Consider the following 22,036-nt stretch of genomic DNA (forward strand, 5'->3'; position numbering starts at 1 on the left):
GTCATGCAGGCATGACGCGCACCTCGCAGCAAATACGCCAAGGCGTATTTGATAATACAGCCGACATAAGGAGGAACATACGTGGAGCAGACATACGCTATAGAATTACACAATATCACCAAGCGTTTCGGCAGCGTCACTGCCAACGAAAAAGTAGACCTAGAGGTAAAAAAGGGAGAGATCCTCTGTCTGCTTGGTGAAAACGGAAGTGGTAAGACCACTTTGATGAATATGATATCCGGTATTTACTATCCGGATGAGGGAATGATCAAGGTAGACGGAAGAGAAGTGAGAATCCGATCTCCAAAGGATTCCTTTGATCTTGGAATCGGAATGGTGCATCAGCACTTCAAACTGGTAGACATTCTGACAGCAGCAGAAAATATCATTCTCGGACTGCCGGGAAAACAGATCCTGAATATGAAGCAGGTGAATAAAGAGATTCTTGAACTGGCTGTAAAATATGGATTCGAGATTGATCCGAAGAAGAAGATCTACCAGATGTCCGTATCAGAAAAACAGACAGTAGAGATCATCAAGCTGCTGTACCGCGGCGCCAGAATACTGATTCTGGATGAGCCGACAGCGGTACTGACACCACAGGAAGCCGACCGGCTTTTTGAAGTATTAAAGAATATGAAGAAAGACGGATGTTCCATCATCCTGATTACCCATAAGTTACACGAAGTATTGTCCGTATCCGACCGGGTATCTATTCTGAGAAAAGGTCTCTACATTGATACGGTGAAGACATCCGAAGCTACCGTAGAGTCCCTGACAGAGATGATGGTAGGTGCGAAAGTTGAACTTAACATCGACCGTCCGGAACCGGTGAATCCGGTGAAGCGTCTGGAACTGAAAAATGTGACCTGCAAGGACATTAATGAAGTAGTAACCCTGGATCACGCAGATCTGACGGTATACGGCGGTGAGATTCTGGGTATCGCAGGTATCTCAGGCGGCGGCCAGAAGGAACTGCTGGAGGCCATCGCAGGACTTCAGCCGGTATCCGAAGGAAGCATCACTTTTTATCCGGAAGAAAACCAGTCAAAAGAGATCGCTAACCTGGATGTGGCAGATATCCGTGCACTGGGCGTGCGTCTGGCATTCGTGCCGGAAGACCGTCTGGGAATGGGACTGGTTGGATCCATGGATATGACAGACAACATCATGCTGCGAAGCTACCAGAGAGGAAAGTCCAATTTCCTGGACCGTAAGACACCGGGTGAACTGGCACAGAAGATCAAGGATCAGTTAGAGATCGTGACACCAAGTATCTCTGCACCGGTGGGACAGATGTCAGGTGGAAACGTACAGAAGGTACTGGTGGGACGGGAGATTGCCCAGAAGCCAAAGGTGCTGATGGTAGCTTATCCGACCAGAGGAATCGATATCAACTCATCCTATGCCATCTATAACCTGTTAAATGAGCAGAAGAAAAAAGGCGTAGCAGTGATCTGTGTCATTGAAGACCTGGATGTCCTTCTGGAGCTGTGCGATCGGATTGCCGTACTCTGCGGCGGTCAGATCACGGGAGTACTGGATGGACGTACGGCCAAGAAAGATGAAGTGGGAGTACTGATGACAAAGCATGAGAAGGGAGGCGTTTCCCATGAATAAAGAACCAATGTTTCATATGTCCAAGCGGGAATCCATCACCCTTGGAAAACGTATCATGATCTACGTGGCAGCCATTCTTCTGGCACTGATCGTCTGTGCGGCAGTCATCGTGGGACTGGTACACATGAATCCGCTGGGGGTTTATAAGGCAATTTTTGACGGCGCACTGGGAAGCAGCCGCCGTATCTGGATCACGATCCGAGATACGCTGGTACTGTTGTGTATCGCAGTTGGTCTGGCACCGGCATTTAAGATGCGTTTCTGGAATATCGGAGCCGAAGGACAGGTATTGATCGGTGGTGTGGTATCCGCCGCATGCATGATCTATCTGTCTGATAAAGTACCAAACGTAGTATTGATCCTGTTAATGCTGGCTGGCAGTGCCATCGGAGGACTGATCTGGGGACTGATTCCTACTTTCTTCAAGGCACACTGGAACACCAACGAGACACTGTTTACCCTGATGATGAACTACGTAGCTATGCAGGTGGTAACGTTCTGCATCTGTTTCTGGGAGAATCCAAAAGGCTCCAACAGTGTAGGTATCATCAATCAGGCAACACAGGCAGGATGGCTGCCATCTGTGGCAGGCAACGCCTACTTCTGGAATGTAGTCATCGTTACCATATTGACGGTTGCCATGTTTATTTATCTGAAATACAGCAAACAGGGCTATGAAGTAGCGGTTGTGGGAGAGAGCGACAGCACTGCGCGCTATGCAGGTATCAATGTCAGCAAGGTTATGCTGCGCACCATGGCAATCTCCGGCGCGATCTGTGGTATTGCCGGATTCATTCTGGTCAGCGGTTCCGCACACACCATCTCCACATCCACAGCGAATGGGCGTGGATTTACCGCCATCATCGTAGCATGGATGGCGAAGTTCAATACCTTCATCATGATCCTGATTGCTTTCGGACTGGTATTTATGGAAAAAGGTGCTACTCAGATTGCATCCCAGTACGGACTGAATGAAAATGCATCCAGCATCATGCTTGGAATCATTCTGTTTTTCCTGTTGGGAGCAGAATTCTTTATTAACTACAAAATCGAAAGAAACAGAAAATAGGAGGAACTGCAATGGGCACAATTATTATTTTTATACAAAAAGCAATCGTTCAGGGCATGGGAATCCTGTTTGGAGCAGAAGGAGAGATCCTGACTGAGAAATCAGGCAACCTGAACCTTGGTATTCCGGGTATCATGTACATGGGCGGTATCGCCGGACTGATGGGAGCCTTCTTCTATGAAAAAGGAACCGAGAATCCTAATGCTTTCGTCGGCATGCTGATTTCCCTGATCTGTGCATTCTTATGCGCTATGCTGGGCGGACTGATCTACAGTATCCTGACCATCACCCTTCGTGCCAACCAGAACGTAACCGGTCTGGCACTGACCACCTTCGGAACCGGATTCGGTAACTTCTTCGGTGGATCCATTTCCAAGCTGGCAGGAGGTGTAGGACAGATCTCCGTGAGCACAACAGCCAGTGCTTATCAGGCAAAGATTCCGGGTCTGTCAAAGATTCCGGTGATCGGAAGCATTTTCTTTTCTTATGGTTTCCTGACTTATGTGGCACTTTTACTTGCCATTTTATTATCCTTCTTCCTGTTCCGTACCAGAAACGGACTGAACCTCCGCGCCGTGGGCGAGAATCCGGGAACCGCAGATGCTGCAGGTATCAATGTCAGCAAATACAAATACCTTGCCACCTGTATCGGAGCCGGTATCGCAGGACTTGGCGGACTGTACTTCGTTATGGAATACAGTGGAGGAACTTGGACAGACAACGGATTCGGTGACCGTGGATGGCTGGCAGTAGCGTTAGTTATTTTTGCTATGTGGAAGCCGATCAACGCCATCTGGGGATCCATCCTCTTTGGTGCACTGTATATCCTTTACCTGTATATTCCGGGACTGGGAAGAAGTACACAGGAAATATTCAAAGCATTACCATATGTGGTAACGATCATTGTGCTGGTATTTATCAGCTTCCGTAAGAAGAAAGAAGACCAGCCACCGGAAGGCCTGGGACAGGCATACTTCCGAGAGGAACGTTAAACAGGAGCCAGAGATCCATATATACTTTCGGCTATATGGCACCGTATGAGAACTGTACGACTGGAAGATAGAAAAAGAGCCCAGATGCATCGTTTAAAATGCACCGGGGCTCAATTTATATCTGCAGATTAATTTATTCTACGACCTTGATCCATCCTTCCGGAGCCTTGATATGTCCCATCTGGATACCGGTCAGTGTCTCACGCAGCTTGGTGATAACCGGTCCCATCTCGTCCATTCCGCTTGGGAAACAGATCTCCTTGCCGTGATCGTTGATCTTTCCAACCGGAGAGATCACAGCGGCTGTACCGCACAGACCACATTCTGCGAAGTCCTTTACCTCATCGAAGTATACTTCACGTTCTTCTACTTCCAGTCCAAGATATTCCTTGGCAACATAGATCAGAGAACGACGTGTGATAGATGGCAGAATACTGCCGGACTTCGGAGTAACGACCTTGTTATCCTTGGTAACGAAGATGAAGTTCGCTCCACCGGTCTCTTCTACCTTAGTTCTGGTAGCAGCATCCAGGTACATATTCTCAGCGAATCCTTCGCGATGCGCTTCCATGATTGGATAGAGGCTCATAGCATAGTTCAGTCCGGCCTTGATATGACCTGTTCCGTGAGGTGCTGCACGGTCATAATCACTGACACGGATTACGATTGGTTTAGCGCCGCCCTTGAAGTAAGGACCAACAGGGGTAGCAAATACACGGAACTGATATTCACTGGCAGGTTTTACACCGATGACAGCGTCACTTCCGAACATATATGGACGGATGTAAAGAGTAGCGCCTGATCCGTAAGGTGGAACAAATGCTTCGTTGGCTTTTACTACATTTACAACAGCTTCTACGAACTTATCTTCAGGGAATACCGGCATCTCCAGTCTGCGGCAGGAGTCAGCCATACGTGCTGCATTCAGGTCAGGACGGAAAATAACGGTACGTCCGTCTTCTGTAGTATAAGCCTTCATACCTTCAAAACAAGTCTGTGCATACTGCAGAACACCTGCACATTCAGAAATAGTAACAGTAGCATCCGTAGTCAGTGCACCTTCCTCCCATGCACCATCTTTGTAATTCGCTACAAAACGATAATCTGTAGGCATATAGCCAAATCCAAGATTTGACCAGTCGATATTTTTCTTTTCCATAATAAACTTCCTCCTAACGTATGTGGATCATCCAGCAGACACTTTAATCTGCTAAAGGAATTATTGTTTCCAGTTTACACCCGAATAAAAGGAGCGTCAAGAGATTTCCAGAGTATTGAAATCAATTATATCCATGCTGTAAAAAGTCTTTAACTATAAAAAAGAATTGACGGGAAAATGAAAAAGTAATACGATTTTTCTAAATCCAAAATCAAAAAAGAGGAGAACATAGTATGCGAATGATGTTAGTTGGCGCCGGCGCTGTCGGCGAAAGTATTGTAAAAGTAATGCAGTGGAGAGATCCGAAGGGAGAATGGCTTGAGTATGTGCTGGTCTGTGACTATGATAAAGCACGTGCTCAGGAAGTGGTAGACAAGCTCAGCGGTGACACTCGTTTTGAGGCAGAAAAAGTGAATGCCACAGACCGGGAAGATATGAAAAACCTGATCAAAGCACATAAGATTGATTTTGTCATGGATGCGGCACCGCCATTTGCCAGCAACATGATCTTTGACGCAGCCTTTGCCACAGGTGTCAATTACGGTAGCATGGGCACCTGGTCTGTGCCGATGGATGAACCGAAGCTGGGGCTGGGCATTGAGAACAGCTACACAGAACCAATGACGAAATATAACTTCGACCGTCACGAGGCATGGAAGAAGCAGGGCAATATGGCAGTCATCTGTATGGGGATCGACCCAGGCGTTGTCAACGTCTTTGCCAAATATGCGGCAACCCATCTCTTTGATGAGATGACAGAAGCCCACGTAAAAGATGGCGGCAACCTGACCGTGCCGGGAGCGGATCCGGATGATATCATGTTCGGCTTTAACGTATGGACCGTGCTGGATGAAGTTATGAACCCGAACGTGGAATACGACGAAGAAAAGGGTGGCTTTATTGTAGAAAAAGCCTTTGCCGGGCAGGAAGTCTTCGACATGCCGGATGGAGTAGGACCGAACACACTGGTCAAAGTGGAACATGAAGAAGTCGTTACCATGGCACGTTTCCTGAAGCAGTATGGTCTGAAAAAAGCCACTTTCAAGATCAGTCTGGATGAGAATCTGATCACAGCCCTGAAGGTACTGGACAAGCTGGGGCTTCGCAGTATCCACCCGGTACAGGTAGGAAATGTATCCGTCATTCCAAGAGACGTAGTAGCAGCCTGCGCCCCACAGCCAAAAGACATCGGAGACGAGATGACAGGTAAAATGCTGGTAGGTGTCCACTGCATCGGCAAAAAGGACGGACAGGACAAAGAATACTTCCTTTACCAGCCATTTGACAATCAGGAATCCATGAAACGCTGGGGCAACCAGGCAGTTACCGCCCAGACAGGATTCGGGGCAGCTCTGGCACTGGAACTCATCGGCAAAGGCATCTGGAAAGAAGCAGGAGTCTACTCCCCGGAATACTTCGATCCGGAACCATATATTCAGCTGATGGACGAAAGCGGATATGAATACAGAATACAGGAACTGAAATAAGTGGTATAGAAACGGTGAATATGCTATACTTATAAAAAACAAGATTTGAGATCAGGGGGTGAGCAGATGGGGCTTTTTGTGAATCCGGATAACAGTGCATTTCAGAAAACACTGAATTCATTGATTTACGTGGATAAGACAAAATTAATAGAGTACACGAATACAGTATTGAACACAGATAATGCTTTTATCTGCAATAGCCGCCCAAGACGTTTTGGCAAGTCCATTACAGCAAACATGCTTACAGCCTATTATAGCAAAGGATGCGATTCAGAAGCAATGTTTTCCACACTGGAGATAGCGAAAAGCAAAGATTTCCGGAAATATCTGAATCAATATGATGTGATACGGTTTGATGTACAATGGTGCATGATGGATGCCGGCTCACCGGATGCAGCAGTCCGATATATCAATGAACATTTAATCTCAGAATTGAGGGAATTGTATCCGGAGATTCCGTTGAAAGATGTGAAGACTGCCTATGGTGTAATGTCTCGAATCAATGCTTCTACAGGACGGAAATTCGTAGTAATTATCGATGAATGGGATGTCCTTATTCGTGATGAAGGGTCTAATGAGAAAATACAGAAGGACTATATAGATTTTCTCAGAGGAATGTTCAAAGGTATTATGCCAACCAGTTATATTGCACTTGCTTATATAACTGGTATCTTACCGATAAAGAAAATTCGGACAGAGTCAGCGCTGAATAACTTTGATGAATTTACTATGATGGATGCCAGTAATATGGCACCTTATATCGGATTTACACAAGACGAGGTCAAAGATCTGTGCCAGACTTATCAGGTTGATTTTGATAAAGTAAAGTGCTGGTATGACGGCTATCTTCTGGAAGCGGAACAGATCTACAATCCCAGGGCAGTAGTCAGCGTAATGACTAAGAAACGGTTCAAAAGTTACTGGTCAGAAACAGGAACCTATGAAGCAATTGTTCCGCTGATCAATATGAATTTTGATGGATTGAAAACAGCAATCATTGAGATGCTGTCAGGAGCATCTGTGAAAGTGGATGTGACTTCTTTCCAGAATGATGCAGTGAATTTTGTCAATAAAGATGATGTTCTTACTTATCTGATTCACCTGGGATATCTGGGGTACAATCAGGACAAAGAGATGGCTTTTGTTCCAAATGAAGAGATACGTCAGGAGCTGTTAAAAGCGGTCAGACGGAAAAAATGGAATGAATTTACTGAATTTCAAATAAAATCGGAAGAATTATTAAACGCAACATTAGATATGGATGCAGAAAAAGTAGCTTCAGATATGGAACAGATTCATATGGAATATGCATCTGCGATCCAGTACAATAATGAAAATTCACTCAGCAGTGTCCTCACAATAGCATATCTAAGCGCAATGCAGTATTATTTCAAACCGGTTCGTGAGATGCCTGCGGGAAGAGGATTTGCAGACTTTATATTCCTGCCGAAACCAGAATATCAACAGGAATATCCGGCACTGGTAGTAGAATTGAAGTGGAATCAAGATGTACAGACTGCAATAAATCAGATAAAAGAAAAACAATATCCGGCATCCATAGAGGCATACACAGGAAAAATACTACTGGCAGCACTCAGCTATGATAAAAAAACAAAACATCATAAATGTATCATTGAAAAATACACAAAATAAAGGATGATCGTCTTTCATTCACAGCTTAAAAGAGCAGTCTCTGACAGGTGCACGCGAATCATAGAAAACAAGCGTGTTACAAGACAAAATACTGCTCTTTAAGTGTGAATAAAACACGGAATAAGGTTGAAATCCCTCCCCCCATAGTCTATAATATGACGCGTAACACTGAGAATTACAGACAACATACTTATTTATAAAGGAAACTATATGAACACACCGATTCAGAAACTGGACTTTCCCAACAACCGGAACGTCCGTTTATATTGTAAAAGAGAAGACCTCTTACCATTTTCCCTGGGAGGCAACAAGGTGCGCATCGGCAGAGCCTTTTTCAACGATATGCTGGAAAAGGGGAAGGACTGCATGATTGTGTATGGCAACAGCCGTTCCAATCTGTGCCGTGTGCTGGCGAATCTGTGCTGTGCCCACAAGGTGCCGTGCTACATGATCTGCTCCGGTGAGGCAGGAGAAGAAGCCGGTATCGAAACAAACAACAGCCGCCTGATGAAGTGGCTGGGGGCAGAAGTGATCCCATGTGAGAAGACGAATATCGCTCAGACCGTGGAAGATACCATGAACCGCCTGACAGCAGAAGGAAAGCATCCTTATTATATCTTCGGAGACAAGTTCGGCATCGGCAACGAAGGCACTCCGGTACAGGCATATGTAGACGGCTATCGAGAGATCCGTGCCTGGGAAGAACAGGAAGGAATCCTCTTTTCCCATATCTTTTTTGCATCCGGTACAGGCTCCACACAGTGCGGGCTGGTCAGCGGCAAGATCCTGGAACAGGGACCGGAGAAGATCGTAGGGATCTCCATCTCATCCAGAGAATACGACCGCGCCATGAATGTCATGCAGACCGGCATCCGGGAATATTTTGAGAAACATCATCTGGAACTGCCGGAGCATTTTGCAAAAGAACTGCATCTGGAGATGGCATACCGTCAGGCAGGCTATGGCCAGTACGATGACCGTATCATGCATGTGATCCGGGAAGAATTCTGCCGCAATGGACTGCCGCTGGATCCGACCTATACCGGTAAGGCATTCTGGGGCATGAAAGAATACATCGAGGAACATCATTTGGAGGACTGTGACGTGCTCTTTCTGCACACCGGCGGCACACCGCTGTTTTATGACTGTCTTCCGGGAGGAACTTTATGAAATTAATTTCTATCGTCATTCCATGTTACAATTCTCAGGCTACGATCCGCAAAGTAACCGAGATGGTCATGGAAGAATTTAAGAAAATGCCAGAGTACGACTGCGAGTTCGTTCTGGTCAATGATGGCTCACCGAAGGATGACACTTACGGCGAGATCGAGAAGCTGGGACGGGATTACCCGAATGTGAAGGGCGTGAATCTGCTGCGTAACTTCGGACAGCACAACGCACTGATGGCAGCCCTGCACTATACAACCGGTGATTATATCCTGGGAATGGATGATGACATGCAGACTCATCCATCACAGATCAGCAAGCTGATTCACAAGATGGAAGAAGGATTCGACCTGGTATACGGATGTTATCCGAAGAAGAAGAACTCTTTTCTGAAGAATCTGTCCAGCAAGCTGAACGAGGTATCTTCCAGAATTCTTCTGGGCAGACCGAAGAATATTGTATCCAGTAATTTCTGGATGATTACCCGTCAGGTGCGGGATGAAGTGATCAAATACGACAGCTTTAATCCATATATTGACGGTATTTTTTACCGTACCACCCACAAGATCGGTAATGTAGAAGTGGAGCACTTCAAGCGGGAAGTGGGCACGTCCAATTATACTCTGAAGAAACTGATGAAGCTGTGGCTGGCATACTGGAATTACTCTGTGATTCCACTGCGTATCTCATCCGTACTAGGATGTATTTCGGCAGCAGGAGGATTCCTGGCAGCTCTGTGCATCATCATTTACAAACTGATCGACCCGACCGTGACCGTGGGCTGGGCATCCACCATCTGCATCATTGTGGTGCTTGCCGGACTGATTCTCATGGTGCTGGGTATTATCGGAGAATATCTGGGCAAAATGATACTGATTCTGAACCGGACCCCGCAGTACATTGTCCGTGAGACCATTAATGTAACAGAGGATGAAAAACAGTGAAAAAAATCATGATTTTAGGAGCGGGCACCTATCAGGTACCGCTGATTCAGACCGCCCGCCGTATGGGGCTCTACACCATAGTGGTCAGCATTCCGGGAGACTATCAGGGCTTCGCCCTGGCAAATAAGATCTACGAACTGGATACCAGAGACAAAGACGGTATTCTGGAAGCTGCCAGAGAAGAACAGATCGACGGCATCTGTACATCAGGTACCGACGTGGCAGTATCCACTATCGGTTATGTCTGTGAGAAAATGGGGTTATCCGGCATTCCACAGGAAGCCGCAGCCATCCTGACGGACAAGGCGCTGATGAAAGAAGCCTTTTTAAAAGGCGGTGTATCGGCATCCACAGGCATGCGTGTTTACAGCCTGACAGAGGCCAGATCAGCTGCAGAACGGATCGGTTACCCGGTAGTTGTGAAGCGGGTAGACAGTTCAGGAAGCCGCGGAATTACCGTAGTAGAACAGCCGGAACGGCTGGAAGAGGCCTATCATCACGCAGCGAAGCGTTCCACCAGAGATTATGTGTTGGTAGAAGGATTCATTAAGGGAACCGAGATCGGTGTGGACGGATTCGTCCAGGACGGACAGCTTGTGTTCATGGCACCACATACTAAGTTCGTATACAGAGGAAAGAACACCACCATACCGGTGGGGCATGCCTTCCCGTATACCGGCAGCCGGGAAGTCTATGACGAGATCGGCAGACAGATGCAGGCAGCAGTGACCGCATCAGGCGCAGATCGATGCTCTGTCAATGCAGACGTCTTCGTGGACGGCAATAAGGTATCCATCATCGAGATGGGCGGAAGAACAGGAGCTACCTGTATTCCGGAACTGATCTCCATCTATTATGGATTTGACTTTTATGAAAAAATGATCCGCAGTGCGCTGGGCGAGCAGGTGGAGTTCAACTGCACCGGCAGGCAGCCATGCATGGCCAAACTGCTTCTCAGCCCGATAGAAGGAAAAATTTCCCATATTAACATAGAAGGAATCCGTAAGCTGGAAGAGCAGGGAGTAACCGTATCCCTGGACTTCCCGGTGGGCCATAAGGTCTTCGCCATGGCAGACGGTACCGACCGTATTGGTCACATCATAGCCAGAACAGAGGATGAGAGCCGGCTGGATGCCTGGATGATGGAAGTCTACCGCTGCATCAGCATCGACGGCGTGACACTGGAGGAGATATGGAAAAGATAAAAAAATACATACTTCTGCACCTGACGGTCATGCTGTTCTCCTTTACCAGCGTGTACTCCAAAGCAGCATCCGGATTCTACAACCGGGAAGGACTGACCTCACCGATGCTGTACCTGTTTCTCTTCCTGATGCTGCTGAACTGTGCATTATATGCGGTCATCTGGCAGAAAGTCATCAAAAAGTTCGAATTAAATGTGGCATATGCCAACCGTACCGTATACCTGATCTGGTCCCAGATCTGGGCGGTGATCATATTCCACGAAAATTTATCGGTGAACAATATCATCGGCATGATCATCGTGTTCATCGGAGTATTGGTGGTGGTTGCCCATGAATAAATATTTATTGATTATGTTTATCGCGACCTTCTTTTCCGCATCATCCCAGATTCTGCTGAAACAGAGCGCGAACCAGACCCATAAGAACGCCATCTTCGAATACCTGAACTGGCGTGTCATATTGTCCTACTTCATCTTCTTTGCAGTACTGCTGGTCAACACCTACGCATATACCCAGGTAGACATGAAATACGGCGCAGTCATCGACACCTGCACCTATGTCTTCGTCATGATCCTGTCCGGCGTCATCCTGCACGAAAGCTTCACCAAGTGGAAACTCATCGGCAACCTGATCATCATCGCCGGCGTCATCGTGTATACACTCTAGTCTAGTCCATTGGGGACGGTGTTTTGTGGCTCTCGGTGCTCCGGTTCAACCTCAATATTCTGCAAAAGTGGTGTAAATTGGACGTTCAGAACAGTTTGACAAAATGACAGAAATGGTGTACACTATAGTCAATAAGGTAGTTGGAAGGTGGCTGCAACTCACCTGACCCAGCGAAATTTTAAACGTATTACAAAAATAGTCGTCCTAACTTTACCGGAGTGCAGGACGGCTATTTTTTATGTATTCCATGTTGGCCTATGTAGGTCAGAATTGCCATCAGCATGATGGCGAAAGTAAAAATGTCATTCCATGAAACCATAATTATCACCCTTTCTGTAAGGCTCAGATCGGATGAGAGCGCGTCCCCAGCTACCCAAACATATTACACAACTTATAACCGAATAAACGCAACTGAAAATATGAAAATTATCACATACAATAGAACTTAATTGGTAAATCTATGCGAATTATGAGCAAATAGAACTTATAGAATAGTTTGACAAAAGGATAGAAAAGGTGTAGACTGTAATTAATAAGGTAGTCGGAAGGTGATTGCAACTCACCCAACCTGGCGAAAATTGAAACAAACTATAAGAAATAGTCGTCCGAACTTTGTCAGAGTGTGGGACGACTATTTCTTATTTGTATAACTTAAAATAGCAATGATAAGCAAAGCAGTAGTAAGTATTATTTGCAATTCCTCGTATGTACTCATAATAATCATCCTTTCTGTAAGGCTCAGATTGGATGAGAGCGTCCCCCAACTACCCAGATTTCATTATACAACTTATAGATAGATAAATGCAACAAAAAATATAAAAAGGAAATTACTATGGAAACAAAGAATAACAAGAACATCACCACCTGCCCCTATGCGAAGAAGTGTGGCGGCTGTCAGTATCAGGGCATAGATTACGCTGCCCAGTTGAAGAAAAAACAGAAAGAAATGAATAAGCTTCTGAAGGACTTTGGCAAGCCGGAGCCGATTATCGGCATGAAGGATCCTCTGCATTACCGCAACAAGGTACATGCGGTCTTTGGCAGAACCAGAAAAGGAGAGATCGTTTCCGGTACCTACGAAGCCGGAACCCACAAGATCGTGAATATCGACGAATGTATGATCGAGGACGAGATCTCCCAGTCTATTATCCGCACCATCCGTGGACTGTTAAGATCCTTCAAGATTCGTACCTATGATGAGGATACCGGCTACGGTTTACTTCGTCATGTGCTGGTGCGCCGGGGATTTGCCACCGGACAGGTGATGGCAGTACTGGTGCTTTCCTCACCAATCCTGCCGTCTAAGAACAATTTTGTGAAAGCACTGCGCAAAGAGCATCCGGAGATCACTACAGTAGTACTGAACGTGAACGACAAGAAGACCAGCATGGTCCTGGGAGAACGTGATATCGTACTTTACGGAAAAGGCTATATTGAAGACATCTTATGTGGCTGTACCTTCCGCATCTCGCCACAGTCCTTCTATCAGGTCAATCCGGTACAGACAGAACGTCTGTATCAGACTGCCATGGATTATGCAGAACTGACCGGAAAAGAACGGGTCATCGATGCCTACTGCGGGATTGGAACCATCGGCATGGTAGCAGCGAAGAAAGTCCGTGAAGTCATTGGCGTAGAGTTGAACCGCAACGCAGTAAAAGATGCCAGAATCAATGCGAAGCTGAATCAGATCAAGAACATCGCCTTCTATGAAGGAGATGCCGGCAGATTCATGGTATCCATGGCCGAAGAAGGAGAGAAGGCAGATGTGGTCTTCATGGATCCGCCGAGAAGCGGCAGCGACGAAGCCTTTCTGTCCTCCGTGATCCGGCTTGCACCGAAACGCATCGTCTACGTATCCTGCGGACCGGATACCCTGGCACGTGATCTGAAATACCTGGCCAGAAACGGATATCAGGTCAGAAAAATGCAGCCAGTGGATATGTTCGGTTTCACGGAACATTGCGAGATGGTAGTTCAGCTGGTGAAAAAACGTTGACAAAAATGGCAGAACACATTATCCTGTAGACAGGTAGTCGGAAGGTGAGTGCACATCACCTGACCCGGCGAATTTCATACTAAGTTATCATAGAGATAGCCGTTCCTGAACTTTGGTCGAGAGCAGGACGGCTATTTTTATGTATTCCATATTGATCTATGTAAGTCAGAATTGCCATTAACATAATGACAAAAAATCAATAGTTAATGGCTCTCTGAGAATTGGATATAAGGGGATACACGAATGTTTTACAAAATCTGCAGAAAATATGACATAATTTGCACTTGACAAATTTGGGATGTGAATCAATACATAAAGTTAGATTAAAACATCTTGACAGGATATATAAAAATGACTAAACTAAAAACAGACATAAAAAGCATGGATTCGCATCTTGAAGTGCGCCATTTAAGACGAAAAATCGCATAAAATGTCGGATTTGGCGCGGGGGGGGGCAAAATAACAATTACATCATAGAAGAGACTGACGGAGAAGATTATGCATCATGGGGGAGAATCGATACTTTGAATATCAAAGGCGATATAGTATCCATGGTGTTTTTTTTGCGCCGAAGGTACTATGAATTCGAATCACTCGTCAGACTTGATTTGCAGACAGATATCCGTTATGATCATAGGTGAGAACGGAGTCTGAAGATGTATCAGTTCAGTGCCTTCACAGATATAATAGGTCCTGAACAGTTATGAGATGGCACAAAGAGATGGAGGGATATAGAACATGGCTATCAGAATATGCGACATGCATTGTCACATATTACCGGGGATCGATGATGGTGCACAGGACATGGACGAGACTATGGCTGCACTGCATGAAGCATATGAGCAGGGCATACGGGCGGTCATCGCCACACCACATTACTATCCGGAGAAGTATGAACCAGACGGATCGACGATTCGACAACTTCTGCAGCAGGTAAAGCTGCGGTGCAGAGAAGAACAGTTGGACATACGTCTGTATGCAGGACAGGAATGTTTCGGGTATTCCGGTCTTGTTGACAAGCTGAACCGGGGAGAAGTACTGACCATGGCGGGCAGCCGTTATGTACTGACAGAATTTTCGCCGGACTGCGCCTATGCACAGATTCAGCAGATACTGACTCTGCTGCAGCAAGGAGGCTACTACCCGATACTGGCTCACTTTGAGCGCTACGAATGTCTGGAGCACGAAGAACGTATCCAGGAACTGAAGAACAGGGGAATACTGTTACAGATGAACTACGACACTTTTCTGAAGAAGCCGGGATGGTTCCGGAAGTCCCAGTGGCAGAAGATGCTGCAGGACGGCACCGTGGACCTGGTGGGAAGCGACTGCCATGGTACCCATTACCGGCCATATCATGCTGATGACGCCATCAGATGGATACGGAAGAATGTAGACACAGAAATCCAGAGAAAGATTTTTGTAAAAAATGTACACCAAATATTAAGAAAAGAATGAGGGGAGTATTGAATGGAAAACACAATGGAAAAACAGCCTGTGAACCTGAACACACAGGATGCGGAGATGGAGATTGACCTCTTAGAGATCTTCTATCTGCTGAAGTCAAAATGGAAAGAGATCTTTCTGGCACTTCTGGTAGGAGCACTGATCTTCGGTGCATATCATACTTTTCTGGTGAAGCCATCCTATCAGGCAGATGCCTCTATTTACATCACCAATACCGAGTCAGCTCTTTCCTTTTCGGATCTGCAGCTGTCTTCTGCGCTGACGGATGACTATGCGAACATCATCAAGAGCCGTACGGTGCTGAATCGCGTGATCGAAGAACTGGATCTGAATCTGGATTATAAGCAGCTGGCCAAGCTGGTAGCAGTATCCAATCCGGATTCCACCCATATCGTAGATATCAAGGTAACCTGTGATGATCCGGAGATGAGCCGCAACATCACCAATGCACTGCTGAACATCAGTGTCAGCCAGATCTACCAGATCATCGGAAGCGGTGAACCGACCGTGATTGATTACTCTGTAGCAGAAGCAGTACAGGATGTCACACCAAGCTTATTCAAGTATCTGGCAATCGGTGGCTTCCTGGGAGCATGCGTGGCATGCGCGATCTTCATCCTTCAGATGCTGATGGACGGAACCATGAAGACAGAAGAAGATATTGACAAATACCTGCACCTGCCGGTACTGGCAACCGTGCCATACTATAATGAAAAAAAGGGAAAGTGAGATATAGATTAGATGGAACAGCAGCAGAATTGGAGAGGTAACTTTCAGACATTTCGTCAAGTGATACCTCAGATGGAAGAACTGCCTTTTCAGGCAAGAGAAGCAATCAATGTGCTTCGAGGAAACATCCAGCTCAGTGGATATGAACTGAGAACGATCGCAGTGACCAGTGCCATGCCGAATGAAGGAAAGTCCTCTACGGCATTCCGTCTGGCAAAGAGTATGGCAGGACTGGGAACCAGAACCATTTATCTGGACTGCGATATCCGTAACTCTGAAGTCATGGCCCGTTACCAGATCCAGCAGAGCGTCTGCGGACTGAGCGAATTCCTGTGTGGCCGGGTATCACTGAATGATATCATCTATCATACCGATGACCCATGCATGGATATGATCTTTACCGGAGCAGTAGCACCGAACCCAAGTGAGTTACTTTCCGGACCGTTATTTGTGCAGCTTCTGGAAGAACTGAAGAAGAATTACGAATATGTCATTGTAGATACACCGCCTGTATGCCCGGTTATCGACGGCGCACTGATCGCCAAGAAGTGTGATGGAACGGTACTGGTTGTAGAGTGTGGCAAGACAGAGAAGACCCTGGCAGTCAAGGCAACCAGACAGCTGGAGTATGCAGGGGTACGTATCCTGGGTGCGGTACTGAACAAAGTAGGCGCAAGCAATAAGGGATATGGCTATGGTTATGGATATGGCTACGGTTACGGATATGGCTATGGAGAAGGCAATACGAAGAAAGCTGCCAAAGCGGCCAAGAAGCAGAACAAAGCTGCCCAGAAAGCCAATGCAAAAAGTGGAAGAGATAAGAAGAGAGCATAGATATGAGTACACATCATCATAAACATCATCACAGACACAGTATCTGGTACCGGATGCGCAGATGGGTACGTCATAACAAGGGACTGGCAGCCGGGAGCGCAGTGATTGTGGCGGTGGTAGCTGTCGGCGCAGGAACAGTGCTTTACCGGTCTTATCAGTCACAGTCCCAGATGCATGTGACGGCAGGCAATGCTGTGGATATGAAGGGCGGCTATCGTACCAGAACCTGGGATGGCAAAGAGTATCAGTACAATGCCCAGATTACCAACATCTTGTATGCGGAACTGGATTCCGAAGGTAAGCTGGAAGCAGAAGCCACTTATGGCGGTAAAGCGAAGGCTGAGACACTTACCCTGTTTATTATGGATAAGAAGAATCAGAAGATCAATGTACTTACCCTGGACGGAGAGACTGTGGCACAGATGCACCAGTATGACAGTACCGGCAAGGATATGGGAGTCAGTGAAGGCGTGCTGAAGGATGCCTACAGTTATGGAGACGGCGGCGAGGTCAGCTGTGAGAATCTGGTGAATGCAGTAGAGACACTGCTTGGAGACATTACCATCAATGAATATGTGGTAGCCAACCGTTCTTCCAAGATAGAGATCCATGCACTTGCAGATGGACTCATGGCATATATGGGAGAATTCGCAGATCTCATGCAGAAAGATCCGAATATGGCAGTTCAGGAAGAACAGATCATGCGGGACAACCTGCAGACCAGCATCACCAGGAACAAGTATCAGAGTCTGGCAGAGACCATGGACCAGACCTCAGAAGGTATTATGGATTATTATCAGCTGCAGGGAGAACGGCGCAGCTCAGGCACGGCCGAGATGTTCTATCCGGATGAACAGCAGCTGGAACAGATGATTATCAATTTGTTTTACGAAGAAGTATAGTGTGGAAGGGAAGAGAATATGGCGAAAAATGATATTGGACCAAAGCGCAGCCCGTTCAGAGCATTTCTTTATATTCTGGCGGTAGTGGTTCTCCTTGGAGGAATCGGCTATCTGGTGAAATACACCAGACAGAAACAGACAGCATTCGAAGAACAGATCAAAGAACTTGGCGCAAAAGAGAATGGTGGTACAGAGAACAAAGACAGTCTGACAGAAGCCAGTGATGTGACACCGGAGACCAGTGCCTGGGATAAGGAAGTCAGCAATGGTGAGACAGAAAAAGCGTCTGAATCAGAGACAGATATCGCAGCAACTGAGACGGAAACGGAATCAGAGAGCGAAACAGAGACGGAAAACGAAGTACTCCTTTCAAGAAATATTCTGGTGCTGAACGGCAGCGGAAAAGATGGAATGGCATCAAAATGGCAGAAGGAATTGAAAAAAGAAGGCTATAAGAACGTAGAAGGCGCCAGCTTCCCAGGATCCGCTATCGAACAGACACGGATCTACGCAGAGAAGGAAGAAGATGTGGCAGATCTGAAGAAGCTGTTCCCGGAAGCAGAAGTAACAGCAGATGAATTCACTGCCAACATCACTATGGAAGACGGATCCGCACCAGGGGATGTGGATGTATATATTATTATCGGAAAGAACGACGCAGAAGAATAGACAGCAGAGACGGACATAAAAATGACAAAGCAAAAACCTTCGCAACAGCGGAGGAGGAGAAGAGAAGATGTATAAAAAAGAATCTACGGGATGGATAAAGCATGTGGACTTTATTATCTTAGATATGATCTGCTTACAGATTGCATTTGTGCTGGCATATGCGTTAAGGATTCATAAGCTTGATCTGTATGGGATCATTCTGTACCGGAATATGGCGATCTTCATTGAAGTGGCAAACATGCTGATCATGTTTGCACTTGGAACCATGAAGAATGTCCTGAAACGGGGACATTACCGGAATTTCGTCATGACGCTGCAGCAAGGTGTGATACTTGGAGCCATGTCTATCTTATATCTGTTCATGATACAGGAAGGACAGCAGTATTCCAGAATGATCATGATATCGACTATCGTGATCTATATACTGCTCACCTATCTGGTAAGAGAACTATGGAAATACAACATCAGAAAGAAGATGCAGGATGGAGGGAACCGTTCCTTACTGATGGTAGTATCAGAAGATGTGGCACATGCTACCGTAGAGAATATGAAGACAAATAACTACGCAAGATATACACTTGCAGGACTTGTCATTATCGACAAGGAAATGACAGGACAGTATATAGACGGCGTGGAAGTAGTTGCTGATGTGGAAAATGCAGCAGAATATGTCTGCAAGCAATGGATCGACGAAGTCCTGATTGTCACATCAGATGCAGTCCCATATCCAAAGGAACTGATCGAACAATTTACAGAGACAGGGGTGACTGTACATCTGAATCTGGCAAAGATCCAGAATGTACCTGGTAAGAAGCAGTTTGTAGAGAAGATAGGAGATTATACCGTCCTAACAACCAGTATCAATTATGCATCTACCAGAGAACTGATGTTGAAACGGCTGATGGATATCGTCGGTGGAATCGCAGGATGCCTGATCACCGGAATCCTGTTTCTGTTTGTGGCACCTGCCATCTACATAGCATCACCCGGACCGATCTTCTTTGCACAGGAACGTGTGGGGAAGAACGGAAAGCGATTCAAGATGTACAAGTTCCGAAGCATGTATCTGGATGCGGAAGAACGTAAAGCTGAACTAATGAAAGATAACAAACTGGGTGACGGAAAAATGTTCAAAATGGACTTTGACCCACGTGTGATCGGAAATAAGATCCTTCCGGACGGAACCCATAAGACCGGTATCGGTGACTTCATCAGACGGACGAGTATCGATGAATTTCCACAGTTTTTCAATGTATTAAAAGGTGATATGTCGATTATAGGAGTCCGAGATATAATAGGGACAACCAGAGAAAACTCCAGTATTTATGCGGCATGTGTGGCTTAAGCGTTTTATGATAATTCGATTTTTCATTGCTGCAGCAGGGTCACATTATAGCGGTTCATAGATATTGGATGGCTCTTTGGATGCTCAGTTTGACCCAATCACAGAGCAATAAAAAAATCGAAAAGGAGAAAACTTGAGCCTGTTAGTCTGAAAAGAATGACAGGCTAAGGGACGTTAGTTGCAGATATGAACAATGAAAAACTAAAAAATTAAAATCCCCCAGAGTGTGTATGTGTGGGGGGGGGGTAAAGCGAGGTATGAAAAATGAAGCAGAAGCGGATCGCTGAGTGCAAATGCAATTCCCTAGCCCCTTATAGTGGGAAAGAAGCAAACGGAAAAATTGAATATGGCAAGAATCTGATGAAACATCGGAAAATCTATCTGGCAGTTTCTATAGGCTGTCTGCTTATGGCTGCTATCTATTATCAAATAGCATCACATTTCTTAATTAATCGAAATCCATTTTTTTATTGTGCTTTGCCTGCCCTGATAATTGGGTTATGTGCCGGGCATAGATTGTTTCTTAGTAGTATTGAATGTAATATACAAAGTTCTGTGAAGGACTGCGTATTTTCTTATAAAAAGTCTTTGTTCGTTGGTAAGTCAGAGGATTGTAGCAGTTAGTTGAAAACGAACGTAATGGGATCTGAAAAATGAGTAAAGGGGAAAGAAAGTATGTATAGAAAAGATTCTACAGGATGGATAAAACATGTGGATTTTATCATCTTGGACTTAATCTGCTTGCAGGTGGCGTTCGTTTTGGCGTATGCGTTAAGCGGATATGGAGCTAATCCATACCAGCTAATTCTTTACAGAAATATGGCTGTCTTTATGGAAGTAGCAGATTTGGTAGTACTGTTTGCGATGGGAACATTGAAAAACGTTTTGAAAAGAGGCTACTATAAAGATTTTGTTGTAACAGCACAGCATGGAATAATTCTCGGAGCATGTTTATTGCTTTATCTGTTTATGCTTCAGGAAGGACAACAATATTCCAGACTGGCATTGGTACTGAATATCGTTATCTATATTCTACTTACTTATCTGGTACGAGAGCTGTGGAAACATTTGCTTAGAAAGAAAATGGAAGATGGTGAAAATCGTTCCTTACTTCTTGTTGTTTCAGCAGATGTAGTGAGTTCAGTAGTAGAGAGCATGAAAGAGCATAATTATGCCCGGTATAAGATTGCTGGAATTGCTGTCATAGATAAAGAAATGACAGGAAAGTATATTGATGGTGTGAAAGTAGTTGCAAATATGGAAAATGCTGCTGAATATGTCTGCAAGGAATGGATTGATGAAGTTCTGATTGTGACATCCGGTGTAGTTCCATATCCAAAAGAACTGATCGAGCAGTTTACAGAAACCGGAGTAACCGTTCATCTGAATCTTGCAAAGGTACAAAGCGTGCCGGGGAAAAAACAGTTTGTAGAAAAAGTTGGAGATTATACAGTACTGACTACCAGTATTAACTATGCATCTACAAGAGATCTGATGCTGAAACGATTGATGGATATTGCCGGAGGTTTGGTAGGATGCCTGATTACTGGAATCTTGTTTATATTTGTTGCTCCAGCAATTTACATAGCATCACCGGGACCGATTTTCTTTGCACAGGAACGTGTAGGAAAGAATGGAAAGAGATTCAAAATGTATAAGTTCCGAAGCATGTATATGGATGCAGAAGAACGTAAGGCTGAACTTATGAAAGATAACAAGCTGGGTGATGAAAAGATGTTCAAATTGGATTTTGACCCACGAGTTATTGGAAATAAGATTCTTCCAGATGGAACACATAAGACTGGTATTGGGGATTTTATTAGAAGAACAAGCATTGACGAATTTCCGCAGTTTTTTAACGTGTTGAAAGGTGATATGTCAATAATTGGAACCAGGCCACCTTTGATTTCGGAAACGAATTTTTATGAGCTGCACCATCGTGCAAGATTGGCAATTAAGCCAGGAATAACCGGTATGTGGCAGGTCAGCGGACGTAGTGACATTACTGATTTTGAAGAAGTGGTTCGTCTTGACAAAGAGTATATCACAAATTGGAACATTGGGCTAGATATAAAAATATTGCTTAAAACAGTAATGGTAGTTCTTAGAAAAGATGGATCTATGTGATG

At 45.5% G+C, this 22,036-nt stretch carries 19 protein-coding genes; 18 read left to right on the plus strand and 1 reads right to left on the minus strand.

Going from position 1 to position 22,036, the window contains the following annotated elements; genetic code table 11:
• The first annotated feature begins 81 nt into the window (after nt 1-81).
• Genes H8716_RS13540 through H8716_RS13550 form a run of 3 tightly spaced genes read left to right on the plus strand, consistent with a single transcriptional unit; the run spans nt 82 to nt 3,681 of the window.
• On the plus strand, nt 82-1,620 hold the full coding sequence (locus H8716_RS13540; RefSeq protein WP_249309588.1) for an ABC transporter ATP-binding protein: 1,539 nt from the start codon (nt 82-84) through the stop codon (nt 1,618-1,620).
• Nucleotides 1,613-2,689 carry an ABC transporter permease gene (locus H8716_RS13545; RefSeq protein ID WP_330606629.1) on the plus strand — a complete coding sequence of 359 codons (1,077 nt, stop codon included), beginning with the start codon at nt 1,613-1,615 and terminating at the stop codon, nt 2,687-2,689. The genes H8716_RS13540 and H8716_RS13545 overlap by 8 nt, the downstream gene beginning before the upstream one ends.
• A gap of 11 nt (nt 2,690-2,700) precedes the next feature.
• A complete protein-coding gene (locus H8716_RS13550) occupies nt 2,701-3,681 on the plus strand; it encodes an ABC transporter permease (RefSeq protein ID WP_249309592.1) in 981 nt (326 codons plus the stop codon).
• 133 nt (nt 3,682-3,814) lie between these two features.
• Here the strand turns inward: H8716_RS13550 and H8716_RS13555 are convergent, their stop codons facing one another.
• Nucleotides 3,815-4,840 (minus strand): branched-chain amino acid aminotransferase, encoded by a 1,026-nt coding sequence (locus tag H8716_RS13555; protein ID WP_249309594.1) that lies wholly within the window; start codon nt 4,838-4,840, stop codon nt 3,815-3,817.
• Between the two features lie 233 nt (nt 4,841-5,073).
• Here H8716_RS13555 and H8716_RS13560 point away from each other — a divergent pair, with 233 nt between their 5' ends.
• From H8716_RS13560 to H8716_RS13630, 15 genes are all read left to right on the plus strand, one after another.
• Nucleotides 5,074-6,327: a saccharopine dehydrogenase family protein gene (locus H8716_RS13560; protein WP_249309595.1), complete on the plus strand. Its 1,254-nt coding sequence runs from the start codon at nt 5,074-5,076 to the stop codon at nt 6,325-6,327.
• Between the two features lie 66 nt (nt 6,328-6,393).
• Nucleotides 6,394-7,980 carry an AAA family ATPase gene (locus H8716_RS13565; protein WP_249309597.1) on the plus strand — a complete coding sequence of 529 codons (1,587 nt, stop codon included), beginning with the start codon at nt 6,394-6,396 and terminating at the stop codon, nt 7,978-7,980.
• Between the two features lie 210 nt (nt 7,981-8,190).
• Nucleotides 8,191-9,150: a 1-aminocyclopropane-1-carboxylate deaminase/D-cysteine desulfhydrase gene (locus H8716_RS13570; protein ID WP_249309599.1), complete on the plus strand. Its 960-nt coding sequence runs from the start codon at nt 8,191-8,193 to the stop codon at nt 9,148-9,150.
• Complete coding sequence (locus tag H8716_RS13575; RefSeq protein ID WP_249309601.1) at nt 9,147-10,091, plus strand: glycosyltransferase family 2 protein; 945 nt, start codon at nt 9,147-9,149, stop codon at nt 10,089-10,091. Before H8716_RS13570 ends, H8716_RS13575 begins: the two co-directional genes overlap by 4 nt.
• Entirely contained in the window at nt 10,088-11,296 is a 1,209-nt protein-coding gene (locus H8716_RS13580) for an ATP-grasp domain-containing protein (protein ID WP_249309603.1), read from the plus strand. Before H8716_RS13575 ends, H8716_RS13580 begins: the two co-directional genes overlap by 4 nt.
• Complete coding sequence (locus tag H8716_RS13585; RefSeq protein WP_249309604.1) at nt 11,284-11,634, plus strand: EamA family transporter; 351 nt, start codon at nt 11,284-11,286, stop codon at nt 11,632-11,634. Before H8716_RS13580 ends, H8716_RS13585 begins: the two co-directional genes overlap by 13 nt.
• The gene (locus H8716_RS13590; protein WP_249309605.1) at nt 11,627-11,962 is read left to right on the plus strand and encodes an EamA family transporter; all 336 of its coding nucleotides are present in this window, start codon (nt 11,627-11,629) and stop codon (nt 11,960-11,962) included. The genes H8716_RS13585 and H8716_RS13590 overlap by 8 nt, the downstream gene beginning before the upstream one ends.
• An 832-nt stretch (nt 11,963-12,794) precedes the next feature.
• Nucleotides 12,795-13,961: a 23S rRNA (uracil(1939)-C(5))-methyltransferase RlmD gene (gene rlmD / locus H8716_RS13595; protein WP_249309606.1), complete on the plus strand. Its 1,167-nt coding sequence runs from the start codon at nt 12,795-12,797 to the stop codon at nt 13,959-13,961.
• Nucleotides 13,962-14,699: 738 nt separating this feature from the next.
• Nucleotides 14,700-15,419: a CpsB/CapC family capsule biosynthesis tyrosine phosphatase gene (locus tag H8716_RS13600; protein WP_249309607.1), complete on the plus strand. Its 720-nt coding sequence runs from the start codon at nt 14,700-14,702 to the stop codon at nt 15,417-15,419.
• A gap of 12 nt (nt 15,420-15,431) precedes the next feature.
• Entirely contained in the window at nt 15,432-16,157 is a 726-nt protein-coding gene (locus H8716_RS13605; protein WP_249309608.1) for a YveK family protein, read from the plus strand.
• A gap of 12 nt (nt 16,158-16,169) precedes the next feature.
• Nucleotides 16,170-16,991 (plus strand): CpsD/CapB family tyrosine-protein kinase, encoded by an 822-nt coding sequence (locus H8716_RS13610; protein ID WP_249309610.1) that lies wholly within the window; start codon nt 16,170-16,172, stop codon nt 16,989-16,991.
• Between the two features lie 2 nt (nt 16,992-16,993).
• Entirely contained in the window at nt 16,994-17,893 is a 900-nt protein-coding gene (locus H8716_RS13615) for a hypothetical protein (protein ID WP_249309612.1), read from the plus strand.
• Between the two features lie 18 nt (nt 17,894-17,911).
• On the plus strand, nt 17,912-18,562 hold the full coding sequence (locus tag H8716_RS13620; protein WP_249309614.1) for a LytR C-terminal domain-containing protein: 651 nt from the start codon (nt 17,912-17,914) through the stop codon (nt 18,560-18,562).
• 67 nt (nt 18,563-18,629) lie between these two features.
• A complete protein-coding gene (locus H8716_RS13625; RefSeq protein WP_249309615.1) occupies nt 18,630-19,907 on the plus strand; it encodes a sugar transferase in 1,278 nt (425 codons plus the stop codon).
• 675 nt (nt 19,908-20,582) lie between these two features.
• Complete coding sequence (locus tag H8716_RS13630; protein WP_118486136.1) at nt 20,583-22,034, plus strand: sugar transferase; 1,452 nt, start codon at nt 20,583-20,585, stop codon at nt 22,032-22,034.
• Nucleotides 22,035-22,036: the final 2 nt, after the last annotated feature.

It is taken from the genome of Jingyaoa shaoxingensis, assembly GCF_014385005.1.
Lineage (GTDB): Bacteria > Bacillota > Clostridia > Lachnospirales > Lachnospiraceae > Marvinbryantia > Marvinbryantia shaoxingensis.